Source organism: Micromonospora sp. CPCC 205561, from assembly GCF_036906775.1.
Taxonomy (GTDB): Bacteria; Actinomycetota; Actinomycetes; order Mycobacteriales; family Micromonosporaceae; genus Micromonospora.
The window spans coordinates 1-12,657 of the sequence record NZ_JBAKHV010000024.1 but is presented as its reverse complement, the minus strand read 5'-3'; the positions used below and the strand labels follow the sequence as shown (position 1 = coordinate 12,657).

Below are 12,657 nucleotides of genomic sequence, written 5' to 3'. Positions count from 1 at the left end.
TCACCGGCGCCGGTCCAGCAGGAGGACGTCCACCGTGGAACCCGCCGCCGCGCTGGTCACCCGCTCGCCCAGCACCATCAGCCCGTTCGCCTCCGCCAGGCCCGAGAGGGTGTACGGGCCACCGTTGAGCGGCTGCACCGTGTACCCGCCGCCACGCCGCTCCGCGACGTGTGCGGCGCGGAACTCGCGCAGCCCGACCGGCGACGAGATCGTCTCCAGCAGGTGCGCGCGGACGCTGGGCCGGAACACCGGTTCCGCCCCGGCCAGCAGGTTGATCGCCGGGCGCGCCAGCACCTCGAAGCCGATCAGCGCCGAGCCCGTGTCGCCGGGCAGGCACACCACCGGCACCTCCTCGGCGCCGACCGTGCCGAAGCCGAGCGAGGTGCCGGGATAGAGCGCGACCTGGGTGAAGGTGACCGGGCCGGCCCGGCCGCCCTCCCGCCGGGAGAGGATCCGCCGCACCATGTCGCCGGGCCCGGTACCCGTGCCCCCGGTGGTGATGATCAGATCCGCGCGCAGCGTCTGGTCCTCCAGCAGCCCGCGCAGCCCCTCCGGATCGTCGTCGCAGATGCCCACCCGGTACGCCAGCGCGCCCACCTCGGCCGCGGCGGCGGTCAGCGCGTGCGAGTTGGCGTCGACCGTCTGGCCGGGCTGGCTGCCCCGCCCCACGTCGACCAGCTCGTCGCCGGTGGCCACGATGACCACCCGGGGACTGGGCCGGACGACGACGTGCCCGATGCCGGTGGCGGCGAAGACGGCCACCAGCGCCGGCGAGACGTAGGTGCCGGCCCGCGCCAGCAGGGTGCCGGCGGGCAGTTCCTCGCCGGCGCGGCGCACCCCGTAACCGCGCTTGGGGACGCGGAGGATCTCCACCGCGGCCATGCCCTGGTCGGTCCACTCGACCGGGACGACCACGTCGGCGGCGAGGGGCAGCGGCGCCCCGGCCGCGACGGAGAAGCACGCGCCCGGGGTGAGCCGGACCGGGCGCCAGCTGGCCGCCCCGAGGTCGCCGACGACGTTGAGCCGGACGTTGCGCCCGCCCGGCCCGCCGGACTGGTTCGGGACGTAGCCCACGCCCCGGCCGCCTCCGGAGATGTCCTCCCAGCGGGCCGCGTAGCCGTCCACGGCCGACTGGTCGAAGGCCGGGAAGGAGTGCGGCGCGACGACGTCCTCGGCGAGGACGTTGCCGTGCGCCTGGGTGAGGTCGAGGTCGAGCGGAGGCAGCGCGCGTAACCTGCGCAGCACGCTGCCCAGGTAGTCGGCGAGCGGCGTCAACTCGTTCGCGGCCGCCTCGGCGTCGGCCGACGCTGTCATGTACCAGCCACGCCCGACGCGTCGGTGTTGACGAACTCGGTCAGCCAGGCGCGGAACTCGGCGCCGAGGTCGTCGCGCTCGACGGCGATCTGCACCACGGTCTGGAGGTAGCCCAGCGGCATGCCGGTGTCGTAGCGGGTGCCCCGGTAGACGATCGCGTGCACCGGGGTGCCCTCGCTGCGCAGCAGGTCCATCGCGTCGGTGAGCTGGATCTCGCCGCCGCTGCCGGGCTTCGTCCGGCGGATCGCGTCGAAGATGGTGCTCGGGAGCACGTAGCGGCCCAGCACCGCGAGGTTGCTCGGCGCGTCCTCCGGCTGCGGCTTCTCCACCATGCCGGTGACCCGGACGACCTCGCCGATGTCGGTGAGCTCCGCCTCCGCGGGCTCCACCGAGGCGATGCCGTAGCGCTTCGTCTCGGCCGGGTCGACCTCGAAGAAGGCCAGCACCACGCCGCCGGTGCGGGCCTGTAGTTCCAGCATGGCCGGCAGCAGGGGCTCGGACGGCTTGACGAACTCGTCGCCCAGCAGCACCGCGAAGGGCTGGTCGCCGACGTGCGACTCGGCGAAGCCGACGGCGTGGCCCAGGCCGAGCTGCTCGGGCTGCCGGCAGGTGTAGATCTCGGCCAGCTCGCTGGGGCGGCGCACCGCGGCCAGCCGCTCGGCGTCGCCCTTCTCCTCCAGCCGCGTCTCCAGGTCGGGGCGGCGGTCGAAGTGGTCCACCATCGACGTCTTGCCCCGCCCGGTGATCAGCAGGACGTCGCCGATGCCGGCCTGGGTGGCCTCCTCGACGATGTACTGCAACACCGGCCGGTCGACCACCGGGAGCAGCTCCTTGGGCACCGCCTTCGTGGCCGGGAGGAACCGGGTGGCCAGTCCGGCGGCCGGGATGACGGCCTTGACCGCGCGGGGACGACCGGTCGCGGCGGTCGCCGGTGAGGGGTTCGCTGAGTGCTCCGACATGCCGCGAGACTATCGGCCACGGCTCTGCCGTGGAGGGTGAGGACCGGAAGACGCGCCGCCGCAGGGACCCGGCCGCACCGGCCCGGACCCGGCCGGCGTGCCACCCGGGTCGGCGCCGGCCGCCTCGCCGGGCTCGGGGCCGGCCCGGACCGGCTGGCGCGGGGCGCCGGCGCGCGGCAGGCCGTCCTCGGGGCTGACCGCCGCGGCCGGGACGGAAAGCTCCCGCGCCGTCTGCTCGGCCCGCCGCTCGGCGACCCGCCAGGTGTCCCGGCCGCCCGCCTTCGCGGCGTAGAGGGCGTCGTCGGCGGCGTCCAGCACCTGCCGGCCCGTGGTGCCGTGGTCGGGGTGCACGGCAATGCCGATGGAGACGGTGACCGCGATGGAGACGGCCGTCCCGCCGTGCCCGTCGGCGACGATCGGGTGCTCCCGGACCGCCGCGCCGAGCCGTTCCGCGACGATCGCCGCGCCCCGGGCGTCGGTCTCCGGCAGTAGCAGCACGAACTCCTCGCCGCCCTGCCGGAAGGCGAGGTCCACCTCGCGGATCTCGCCGCGTACCCGGCGGGCGAACTCGGCCAGCACCGCGTCGCCCGCCGCGTGCCCGTGCGTGTCGTTGACGTCCTTGAACCGGTCCAGGTCGAGGGCGAGGACGCTGAGCATCCGGCCGAACCGGCTCGCCCGCTCCACCTCCCGGCGGATGGACTCCCGCAGGTAGCGGTAGTTCCACAGCCCGGTGAGCGGGTCGGTCAGCGAGAGCCGCTGCGCCTCCTCGTGCACCCGGACGTTGTCCACGGCCACCGCGGCGTGGCCGGCGAAGGTGCGCAGGGTCACCAGGTCGTCGTCGTCGAACTCGTCCGCGCCGAGCCGGTCGTAGAGGGCCAGCACGCCGAGCGCCCCGGCCGGGCCGGCCGGCTCCGCACCGGGGCGGGCGGCGGGCCCGTCGCCACGGGCGGCGCCGTCGGAGCCGGGGGCGGCGAACGGCACCGCGATGTACGTCCGGCAGCGCGGCTCCCCCGGCGGCGCGGCGGCCGAGGGCTCCACCCGGCCCCGCCGCGGCTCGCCGGTGGCCGCCACGGCACCCACCACGCCGCTGCCGAGCGGCACCCGCAGCGGCCCGGACCGCTCGTCGGCCGTGGCGGGCTCGTCCAGCCCCTCCGTGCACTGCGCGACGAGCACCCCGCCGTCGTCGACCAGGAGCACCGCGCCGGCCCGGGCGCCGGTGGCGGCGATCGCGCTGTGCAGGATGACCCGCAGGATGCGTTGCAGGTCGTGCGTGCTGGCGAGGGTGTCGCCCAGCACGGCGAGGTGCCCGCGCAGCTGGTCCCGGCTGCTGGTCAGGGCCGCCACGTAGGTGCCCGTCTCCCGGGTCATCCGGTTGAACGCGCCGGCCAGCCGGCCGATCTCGTCGCGGCTGCGCACCGGCACCCGGGCGGTCAGGTCGCCCCGGGCCACCCGGTCCACCGCGCCCGCCAGCTCCACCAGCGGGCGGGTGGTGACCCGGGCCAGCCGCCAGGCGACCCCCACGGCCAGCAGGGCCGCCGCCAGCACCGCCGAGCCCAGCGCGAGGTAGAGGCTGGGCGGGCGTTCGCCGGGCACCGAGAGCACCAGCGGCAGCGGCTGGCCGGTGGAGGGGCCCACCCTGCGGACGTACCGGCCGTCGGGGGTCTCGGTGACCCGCTCGCCGTCGAGCGAGCCGGCGGCGGCGAGCACCGCGTCGCGTACGCCGCTCGACTCGGTGCTGTGGGCGGGCCGGACGGGCGCCTCGGCGTCGTCGAGCAGGGTGACCGCCACCCCCGTCACGGCCGCGAGGCGCGCCACGAAGGCCGGGTCGACCGGCTGCGCGGCACTGATCGTGCCCAGCGGGCCGCCGGCCCGGTCGCGCAGGTCGACGCGGGCGGCGAGGGCCCGCACCGGGCCGACGGCGGGCGGGTCGGCGCAGTCGCGCCAGGGCCCGGGTGGCCCGCCGGGCGTGGCGTAGGTGACCCGGCCGGCGACGTCGGTGATCCGCACGGCGGTGGCCAGGCCGCGGCGGACCACCTGGCTCGCCGTGCCGGGCCGGTCGCCGGTGAGCGCGACCGCGTCCGCGGCGGCGCGCAGCTGCTGGCAGAGGGCGTCGACCGAGGTGCGCACGGTCGCGGCGGCCACCGCCAGCCGCTCGGTGGAGCGGCTGGCGTCGACGGCCGTGACGATCGCCCCGACGAACATCACGCCGAGCACCACCGGGCCGAGCGCCACCACCAGGAAGGTCGTGGTCAACCGCCCGCGTAGCGTCACTCGGTCCCCCCGGAAGTTCCGCCGCCGTCGCTTGCGATGCTGACACAGAGCCACCAGGGGACGAGCGATGCGTCAGGAGTGTTGCGTGCCCGATTTTTCTGATGGAGCGGAAGAGGCCAAGCGGGATGCGCGCGCCACCGTGCTCGCCGGCCGCCGGGCGCTGACCGCGTCGCGGCGCGCCGACGCCGCCGGGCGCGTCCAGGCCGAGCTGGTGGCTCTCGTACGCCGGCTGCGCCCGCTCCGGATGACGGCGTACGTGCCGGTCGGTTCCGAGCCGGGCGGGGCCGACCTCCCCGAGGTGCTGCACGCGGCGCTGCCGCCGGGCGCGGAGCTGCTGCTGCCGGTGCTCCGCGACGACCTGGACCTGGACTGGGCCGCCTGGACCGGCCCGGGCGCGCTGGTGGCCGCCGGGCGGGGGATGCGCGAGCCGGCGGGGCCGCGACTGGGTCGGGCGGCGGTGGCCGGGGCGGAGCTGGTGGTGCTGCCGGCGCTGGCCGTGGACCACCGGGGGATGCGGTTGGGCCGCGGCGGTGGCTCGTACGACCGGGCGCTGGCCCGGGTGCCGGCGACGGCCCTGACCGTGGTCCCGCTGCACGACGGCGAGCTGGTGCGGGCGCTTCCCGCCGAGCCGCACGACCGGGCGGTACGCGCGGTGGTCACGCCCGCGGACGGCCTCCGTACGCTGGACCCCGCCCCCGGGGGCGCGGCGGGTGTCGCGCCCCACACTTCCGCTGGACGAACCGGGGGGCGATGACGCACCATTGGCACTCGAATACGTCGAGTGCCAACCGACCGTCGCCAGATCCGGAGGAGAACGTGCCCACGTACCAGTACGCCTGCACCGCGTGCGGCCACCAGCTCGAGGCGGTGCAGTCCTTCTCCGACTCGCCGCTGACCGACTGCCCGGCGTGTGAGGGACGGCTGCGGAAGGTCTTCAACTCCGTCGGCGTCGTCTTCAAGGGCTCGGGCTTCTACCGCACGGACTCGCGCACCTCCGGTTCGGAGGCCGCGAAGGGTGCCGCCGCCAAGCCGGCGAAGTCCGACTCGTCCTCCGGCGGCGACTCGGGCTCGGCGTCCTCGTCGACGTCCTCGTCCTCGTCGTCCTCGTCGTCCTCGGGCAGCGCGAACGGCTCGTCCGGCGGGACGGGCAAGGCCGCGGCCGCCAGCACCGCCGGCACCTCCTGACCCGCGCCGGATCGCGGCGTCCGTCCACCCGCCGCCCGGGGGCACCGTCCACCGGGTCGGCGGGTCGTTCAGTCCCAGTGCGGGGGGCGCTCGGCGAGCAGCCAGTCGTCGTTGCCGCCGGAGCGCTCGCCCCAGCCCCGGTCGGTGTCGTCGGCGGTCTGCTCGGGCAGCACCACGAAGTCGTCGCTGAGGTCGACGGTGCGGTCGTCGTCGCCGCGTACCGCCGGCGTTCCCGGGTCCTCGGTGCTCACGAGCGGCAAGACTAGCGCAGCCCTCCCCCGCCGACCCTCAGCCGAGCGTCCGCGGGACCCGTCGGCGCCGATCGGCGCGGCGGCGCGGGCCCGGCGACTCGCCCGGGGCGGCGCCGGGTCCGGGAACGCGCACACCCCCGCGGCGCACCCGGCCGCGTCCGGCGGTCGCCGGGCCGGAGCGTTGGTAGCGTCGGACGGCGTGACGACCCCCACCTCCGGCGGCGCCCCGGACGAGTACTGGCGACGGCCCGACGCCACGCCGGAGCGGTCCGCGGGCCCGGCCGCGCCCCCGCCGGGCCCAGCCCCCGGAGGCGGTTACCCGGGCCCGCCCCCCACCACCCCGCCCCCGCCGGGCTGGCGACCGCCGGTGCACCTGAGACCGCCACCGCCCCGGCGGCTGCCCCCGCAGGACATGGCCGGGCTCGACACGGCGGAACAACGTGCGCAGCGGCTCACGTACGGTCTCGGCGCGGTGGCCGGCGTGGTGCTGGTGGCCCTCGTCTGCCTGCTCTGCTCGCGGGCGCTCTTCTGACCCTGCCGCGACCGGGCGCGGCGGGGCCGGACGGCGTCAGAGGGTGTTGCCCCAGACGGTCTCGGCACCGGAGTGGCCGGTGAGATAGACGTAGACGAGGCTGACGACGCCGAACGCGACCACCGCGACCGACAGCACCGGGGTCACCCAGGACGGCGGCTTCGGCACCCTCGGATGCCCGCTCGTGAGCACGAGCAGCAGCAGCGCCGCCACGGCCAGGGGCAGCACCCAGCGGAACAGGATGTCGCCGTAGCGCGAGTGCTCGAAGATCTGGTCCACGATCGGGCCCTGCATGCCCTGGGCGACGAACGCGTCGGTCAGCTCCTCGCCGGACTCGACCGCGACGAAGGCGGACACCGGCGTCACCACGGCGAGGATCGCCACCGCCCAGTCCAGCCGGCGCCGGAACCGGGGCAGCGCCACGTAGGCGGCGGAGAGCAGGGCGAGCAGGGGCACGAGCATGACGACCGCGTGCACCACCAGCACGTGGACCGGCAGACCCAGGATCTCCTTGAACATCGACACCCTCCGGGTGGTACGCGGTCGCGGGCTGCCAGCGTACGGCGCGTCGGCCGGCCCGCCCAGGCCCTCTCGACCGACTACACGCACCCCGGACCGGTCCGGTTCACCGCCCCGGCGGACCGCCCCGCTGTGGTCGGGACCACCCCCGTCCGGAGGCCGGTTGTCGGTCACCGGCCCGCGTGCTGTCATTGGCACATGCCCGGTGGCGAGGAACTGCTCCGGTCGAGGGGCCTGCGGGTCACCCGGCCGCGCCTCGCCGTGCTCGACGTGCTGGCCGCCGGCGGTCACCTGGAGGTCGACGAGATCACCCGCCGGGTCCGCGAGCGCCTCGACTCGGTCTCCACCCAGGCGGTCTACGACGTGCTGGGCGCGCTGTCGCGGGCCGGGCTCTCCCGCCGCATCGAGCCGGCCGGGAGTCCCGCCCGCTACGAGGCGCGGGCCGGGGACAACCACCACCACGTGGTCTGCCGGGGCTGCGGCGAGATCGCCGACATCGACTGCGCGGTCGGCCGCGCGCCCTGCCTGGACCCGGTCGGCGCCCACGGCTTCGACGTCGACGAGGCGGAAGTAACGTTCTGGGGCCTCTGCCCGACCTGCCAGGCGCGCCGCTCCGCCGACGACTGACGGCGGCGGCTCTCCGCGCGGCACTCGGCGGCGGGGCGTGGCACGCTTGGTCGGTGGACTCCGATGACCTCGGTCTCTTCGGTCCGGGTTCGGTCACGTGGAAGCTGCACGAGGAGCCGATCCTGATCGTCGCCGGCCTGCGTTCGCTCTACCTTCAGTCGCTGCATCCCCGCGCCATGGCCGGGGTCGCGCAGAACAGCAACTACCGCTCCGACGCCTGGGGCCGGCTCGTGCGCACCGCCACCTACGTGGCCACCACCATCTACGGCACCACCGCCGAGGCGGAGGCCGCCGGGCTGCGGGTACGCCGCCGGCACGCCCGCCTGCGGGGCACCGACCTGTTCACCGGCGAGGAGTTCCGCGTCGACGACCCCGAGCTGCTGCTCTGGGTGCACGTCACCGAGGTCGAGTCGTTCCTCGACACGGCCCGGCGGGCCGGGCTGCCGCTGACCGCCGACGAGATCGACGGCTACTACACCGAGCAGCGGCGCTCCGCCGCCCTGGTGGGCCTCGACCCGGAGACGGTGCCGGGCACCGCCGCCGAGGTGGCCGACTACTACCGGAGGATCCGCCCGCGGCTGCGGATGACCCGCGAGGCGGCCGAGACGGCGCTCTTCCTCACCGCGCCGCCGATCCCGTGGAAGCTCGGCCTCCCCGCCCGGCTCGGGCTCAGTCTCGGGCCACCCCGCTGGGCGTACTTCGGCATCGCCGGCACCGCCTTCGCGCTGCTGCCGGCCTGGGCCCGACGGATGTACGGCGGACTCGGCCTGCCCACCACCGCGCTCTCCGCCGACCTGACCGTCCGGGCGCTGCGGCTGACCCTCGCCACCGTGCCACGCCGCTGGCGGGAGGGGCCGTTGCAGCAGGCCGCCAAGGAACGCGCCGCCCGACTCGCCGGCACGCCCGTCTGAACCAGCCGCCGCCGCGTGCGTGCCACCGCGGGTCGCCACCGGCCGGCCGGCGGCGGAGGGGTTCCGCCCGGCGGGGCCGTCAGCCCTGCCCCGGTACCGGGTCGGCGACCCGCTCGACGGCCGCCCACGGCTCCTTGCCCGGCACCTGCGCCCCTGCCGGGCAGGTGCGCCGGTAGTCGCACCAGCCGCAGCGGGGCCCCGGCGTGGTGGGGAACGCCTGGTCGGGGTCGTCGCCCTCGGCGACCGCCCGCTCGGCGGCCATGATGTCGCGGGCGGTCTCCTCGGCCCGGGTGAGCTGGCGGGCCAGCGACTCCACTGTGTGCTCGTGCGCGGCCACGGTGCCGCTCGGCAGGTGGTGCAGCTCCACCCGGCGGCACGGCCGGCGGAACACCCGCTCGGCGGCGTACGCGTAGAGCGCCAGCGCCTGCGAGCCGCGCGCGTCGTCGGCGTCCAGCCCGGTGCGGCCGGTCTTGTAGTCGACGATCGCCAGCTCGGGGCCCTCCGGGCCGGGGCGGGAGTCGATCCGGTCGGCCCGGCCGTTGAAGGCCAGCACGGCGGTCCTGACCGCCACCACCCGCTCCACGCCCAGCGGGTCGACCCCGGGCTCCAGGGTCTCGACGTAGGACTCCAGCCAGCCCAGGGCCCGCCGGTAGGCCGCCCGTTCCTGCTCGTCGTCGCGGTAGCCCTCACGCACCCAGGTGCCCTTGAGCAGCGCGGCGAGGGCCTCCGGCCGGCGCCGCTCGGGGCTCAGCGCATACCAGTTCTTCAGGGCGGTGTGCACGCTCGCGCCGAGGGAGTTGTGCGCCCACGGCGGCCCCTTCGGCGGGGCCGGACGGTCGACGTAGGAGTAGCGGTAGCGGCGGGGACAGTCGGCGTACGCGCCGAGCTTGCTGGGGGTGCAGACGAAGAGCCGCTCCGGCATGCCCTCGAAGCCGAGCTGCTCGGGCTGGTCACCGCGGGGTCGGGGCGCCCGCCCGCCGCTGGCGGGGGACCGGCCGGCTGAAGAGGCTCGTCGCACACCGTGATCCTGCCATCCGCCCCCGACAGTTCCGGTCGGCGGTCAGGCCATCTCGGCGTACTGCCTGACGAACGCGGCGACCGCGTCCGCGATGAGCTGCACCGCGATCGCGGCCAGCAGCAGGCCGGCGATCCGGGTCAGCACCTCGATACCGCCGGGGCGCAGGATCTTGACGATCCCGCCGGAGAACCGGAGCACGACCCAGACGGTGAGCATCACCGCGACGATCGCGGCGGCGATCGCCGTGACTTCCGCCCCGCCGTCGGCCTGCTGCACGAAGAGCATGGTGGCCACGATGGCGCCGGGCCCCGCCAGCAGCGGCGTGCCCAGCGGCACCAGGGCGATGTTCGAGGTGGTCTGCTCGCTCGGGTTGTCGGCCTTGCCGGTCAGCAGCTCCAACGCCACCAGCACCAGCAGCAGGCCGCCGGCGGCCTGCAACGCCGGCAGGTCAACGTGCAGGTAGTCCAGCAGGGTCTGCCCCGCCACCGCGAAGATCACGATCACGCCCAGCGCCAGGGCGACGGCCTGCCAGGCGGCCCGGTTGCGGTCCCGGGCCGGCAGCGGGCCGGTCAGCGCCAGGAAGATGGGCATCATGCCCGGCGGGTCGACGATCACCAGCAGGGTCACGAAGACCTCGCCGAACAGCTTGGCATCCACGTGATCAACGTAGCCGCGCCGCCGGAGGCGGAAACGCGGATCAGCCGGAAGCGACCTCGGTCACCCCGCTGGCGGCGGCGACGATCCGCTCGTACGCCTCGGGATCGGTGGTGAACGCGCCGAGCCGGACGGTCTTGTGGGTGCCGTGGAAGTCCGACGAGCCGGTCACCAGCAGGTCGAACTCGTCGGCCAGGGCACGGACGTGGGCCCGCTCGGCCGGGGAGTGGTCCTCGTGGTCGGCCTCCAGCCCCGCCAGGCCGACGGCGGCCAGGTCGGCGATCAGCTCGTCGGGCGCGATACGCCCCCGCCGGGTGGCCCGGGGATGGGCGAAGACCGGCACGCCGCCCGCCGCGCGCACGAGCCGGACCGCGCGGAAGACGTCGATCTCCTCCTTGGGCAGCCGGTAGCGCTCGCCCAGCCAGCCCGGCCCGAACGCCTCCGTGGTGCTGGCGACCAGACCGGCCCGGATCAGCGCCTGCGCGATGTGCGGCCGGCCCACCGTCCCACCGCCCGCGCCGGCCAGGATCTCCGGCCAGCTCACGTCGACGCCGTCGGCCCGCAGCAGGGCCACGATCCGCTCACCCCGCTCCTCCCGCGCGGCCCGCACCCGGGCCAGCTCCGCGACGAGCTCCGGGGCGTCCGGATCGAAGAGGTACGCCAGCAGGTGCAGCGGCAGCGCCGGCTCCTCGCCGTACCAGCGGCAGGAGATCTCCGCGCCGCGGACCAGGCTGAGCCCGGCCGGCAGCGCCGCCACAGCCGGCGCCCAGCCCGCGGTGGTGTCGTGGTCGGTGATGGCGACGACGTCCAGCCCCGACTGCGCCGCCGCCCGCACCAGCTCGGCCGGGCCGAGCGTGCCGTCACTGGCGGTGGAGTGGGTGTGCAGGTCGATACGGGGGGCGGCGGTCACCGCCCCGACGCTACCGGCCGAAGCCCCGCCCGGATACGCGGGCTCGGTCAGCGGCTGTCGCCGCCCACCGGGACCGGGCGTTGCCCGGGGAGCAGGCCGGTCACCGGGGCGACGGACGCCGTCCCGCCGTCGGACACCCGGCTCGCCTCGACCCGCACCAGCGCGCCGGCCTCGTCGGGGTAGTGCGCCGTCCCCTGCGGGGCCCAGGCCACCGGTCCGGCGACGGCCGGACCGGCCGGTCGGGCCGACGGCGTGGGGGCGAGCCGGTCCAGGTCGACGAGCAGGGCGCCGCTCCTGCCGCCGGTCGTCCCGTTCGCCAGGAGCCACCGCCCGTCGGCGGAGACCCCGCCGCGTCCGTCACCGCTCAGCGTGGGCCCGCATCCCTTCCGTACCGGCGCGAGGTCGCGGGCCGGGTCGAGCAGGGCGAGGCAGGACCGGCGGGGCGAGGCGGCGGACACCAGCGCGACCGCCAGGCCGTCGGGGCGGGTGCCGTAGACGTGCAGGGCGCCGTCCGCCGCGCCGCGCGGCGGGCCGGCCGCCGGCCGCCACAGCGCGTGGCCGGGCCGGGCCGGGTCGAGGCGCACGAGGACGGCGTCGCCGACGAAACCGACCGGCACCGCCGCGGCCGGCGCCGGGGTGCGGGCGGCGGCCACCACCTGGGTGCCGACGATGCCCGCGACGACCAGCTCCGCCTTCTCCCGCCAGGCGACCTGCCGCCCGTCCGGGCTGAGCGCGATGTCCCGCGCCCCGGCCAGGAGCAGGTGCGTCGGGCCGTGCGGCAGGACGACCCACAACGAGCGGCCGGCCGCCGTCGGCACGCCCACCACCGCCCAGCCGGCCCCGTCGGGCAGCCGCTGGACGCGCTCGGCGACCGGGGCCACGCCGGGCAGGACCAGCCGCTGACCGGCCGCGGTGACGAGCACGTCGTTGACGACGAGGTCCACCTCGCCCCGGCCCAGGTCGACCCGGGGCGCCGCGGACAGCTGCGGGGTCGGGTCCGGCAGGGGTGACGCGTACGGGTCGCCGAGCACCACGGTGGGCTGGCTCGGCCGCCCCGGCTGCTGGCCCAGCTGTGCCATCCCGGCGCTCACCGTCACGGTGGCCACCGCCGCGAGGGCCACCCCGGCCAGGGTCCGCCGGCGTCGGGCCCGGTCCGCACGCCGGATCGCCAGTCCCGCCGGATCGGCCGCGAGCGGGCGCGCGACGGCGACCCGACGGGAGAACGCCTCCCGTACCGCCTGCTCCAGCTCGTCCTCCGTCACGGCGAATGGACGCGCCGGGCCGCCGGTCCGGTTGTCGCCGCGCCCAACCGGACGGCTCACCGGTGCTCCCCGGCGCCGGTGCCGGCCGGTACACCGGGGAAGGCGCCCTGCCGGCCCCGTTGCTCGTCGCCGTCGGCCGGCGACACCTGCCCGGCCCCCGCCCGCGACCCCGGCGCCACGGGCACCGGCCCGGCCGGGGCCACGGGCACCGGCGCGGGGGCCGGGCCGCCCACCGGCGCGGGGG

Annotated in this window: 14 protein-coding genes and 1 pseudogene; 5 read left to right on the top strand and 10 right to left on the bottom strand. The window is 76.7% G+C overall.

The annotated features are described in order from the left end of the window. From V6V16_RS14680 to V6V16_RS14670, 3 genes are read right to left on the bottom strand one after another with little or no spacing between them, the layout of a single operon-like run. On the bottom strand, positions 1–1,314 hold the full coding sequence (locus V6V16_RS14680) for a molybdopterin molybdotransferase MoeA (RefSeq protein ID WP_334562574.1): 1,314 nt from the start codon (positions 1,312–1,314) through the stop codon (positions 1–3). Then, the gene (locus V6V16_RS14675; protein WP_334562573.1) at positions 1,311–2,273 is read right to left on the bottom strand and encodes a UTP--glucose-1-phosphate uridylyltransferase; all 963 of its coding nucleotides are present in this window, start codon (positions 2,271–2,273) and stop codon (positions 1,311–1,313) included. The genes V6V16_RS14680 and V6V16_RS14675 overlap by 4 nt, the downstream gene beginning before the upstream one ends. Positions 2,274–2,282: 9 nt before the next feature. Further along, on the bottom strand, positions 2,283–4,544 hold the full coding sequence (locus tag V6V16_RS14670) for a GGDEF domain-containing protein (protein ID WP_334562572.1): 2,262 nt from the start codon (positions 4,542–4,544) through the stop codon (positions 2,283–2,285). Between the two features lie 85 nt (positions 4,545–4,629). On the opposite strand from V6V16_RS14670, the gene V6V16_RS14665 reads away from it, so the two are divergent. After that, on the top strand, positions 4,630–5,298 hold the full coding sequence (locus V6V16_RS14665) for a 5-formyltetrahydrofolate cyclo-ligase (RefSeq protein ID WP_334562647.1): 669 nt from the start codon (positions 4,630–4,632) through the stop codon (positions 5,296–5,298). A 62-nt stretch (positions 5,299–5,360) separates the two neighbouring features. Beyond that, positions 5,361–5,729: an FmdB family zinc ribbon protein gene (locus tag V6V16_RS14660; protein WP_334562571.1), complete on the top strand. Its 369-nt coding sequence runs from the start codon at positions 5,361–5,363 to the stop codon at positions 5,727–5,729. Positions 5,730–5,797: 68 nt separating this feature from the next. Here V6V16_RS14660 and V6V16_RS14655 read toward each other — a convergent pair whose 3' ends face one another. Further along, positions 5,798–5,980 carry a hypothetical protein gene (locus tag V6V16_RS14655; protein WP_250798361.1) on the bottom strand — a complete coding sequence of 61 codons (183 nt, stop codon included), beginning with the start codon at positions 5,978–5,980 and terminating at the stop codon, positions 5,798–5,800. Positions 5,981–6,179: 199 nt separating this feature from the next. Here V6V16_RS14655 and V6V16_RS14650 point away from each other — a divergent pair, with 199 nt between their 5' ends. Beyond that, on the top strand, positions 6,180–6,512 hold the full coding sequence (locus V6V16_RS14650) for a hypothetical protein (protein ID WP_334562570.1): 333 nt from the start codon (positions 6,180–6,182) through the stop codon (positions 6,510–6,512). Positions 6,513–6,548: 36 nt separating this feature from the next. On the opposite strand, the gene V6V16_RS14645 is transcribed toward V6V16_RS14650, so the two are convergent. Further along, positions 6,549–7,031, bottom strand: coding sequence for a DUF2231 domain-containing protein (locus V6V16_RS14645; RefSeq protein ID WP_334562645.1), 483 nt, complete (start codon positions 7,029–7,031; stop codon positions 6,549–6,551). Positions 7,032–7,229: 198 nt separating this feature from the next. On the opposite strand from V6V16_RS14645, the gene V6V16_RS14640 reads away from it, so the two are divergent. Both V6V16_RS14640 and V6V16_RS14635 read left to right on the top strand, forming a co-directional pair. Next, the gene (locus V6V16_RS14640) at positions 7,230–7,658 is read left to right on the top strand and encodes a Fur family transcriptional regulator (RefSeq protein ID WP_334562569.1); all 429 of its coding nucleotides are present in this window, start codon (positions 7,230–7,232) and stop codon (positions 7,656–7,658) included. Between the two features lie 53 nt (positions 7,659–7,711). Then, positions 7,712–8,569: an oxygenase MpaB family protein gene (locus V6V16_RS14635; RefSeq protein WP_334562568.1), complete on the top strand. Its 858-nt coding sequence runs from the start codon at positions 7,712–7,714 to the stop codon at positions 8,567–8,569. A 79-nt stretch (positions 8,570–8,648) separates the two neighbouring features. Here the strand turns inward: V6V16_RS14635 and V6V16_RS14630 are convergent, their stop codons facing one another. The 5 genes and pseudogenes from V6V16_RS14630 to V6V16_RS14610 all read right to left on the bottom strand — a co-directional run. After that, positions 8,649–9,491, bottom strand: coding sequence for a RecB family exonuclease (locus V6V16_RS14630; RefSeq protein WP_334562644.1), 843 nt, complete (start codon positions 9,489–9,491; stop codon positions 8,649–8,651). A gap of 138 nt (positions 9,492–9,629) precedes the next feature. Next, positions 9,630–10,244: a MarC family protein gene (locus V6V16_RS14625; RefSeq protein WP_334562566.1), complete on the bottom strand. Its 615-nt coding sequence runs from the start codon at positions 10,242–10,244 to the stop codon at positions 9,630–9,632. 40 nt (positions 10,245–10,284) lie between these two features. Next, the gene (locus V6V16_RS14620; RefSeq protein ID WP_334562564.1) at positions 10,285–11,151 is read right to left on the bottom strand and encodes a PHP domain-containing protein; all 867 of its coding nucleotides are present in this window, start codon (positions 11,149–11,151) and stop codon (positions 10,285–10,287) included. 47 nt (positions 11,152–11,198) lie between these two features. Further along, the gene (locus V6V16_RS14615) at positions 11,199–12,473 is read right to left on the bottom strand and encodes a hypothetical protein (RefSeq protein WP_334562563.1); all 1,275 of its coding nucleotides are present in this window, start codon (positions 12,471–12,473) and stop codon (positions 11,199–11,201) included. Continuing rightward, positions 12,470–12,657, bottom strand: a pseudogene (locus tag V6V16_RS14610) (hypothetical protein); the annotation flags it as partial. The gene V6V16_RS14615 and the pseudogene V6V16_RS14610, both read right to left, overlap by 4 nt.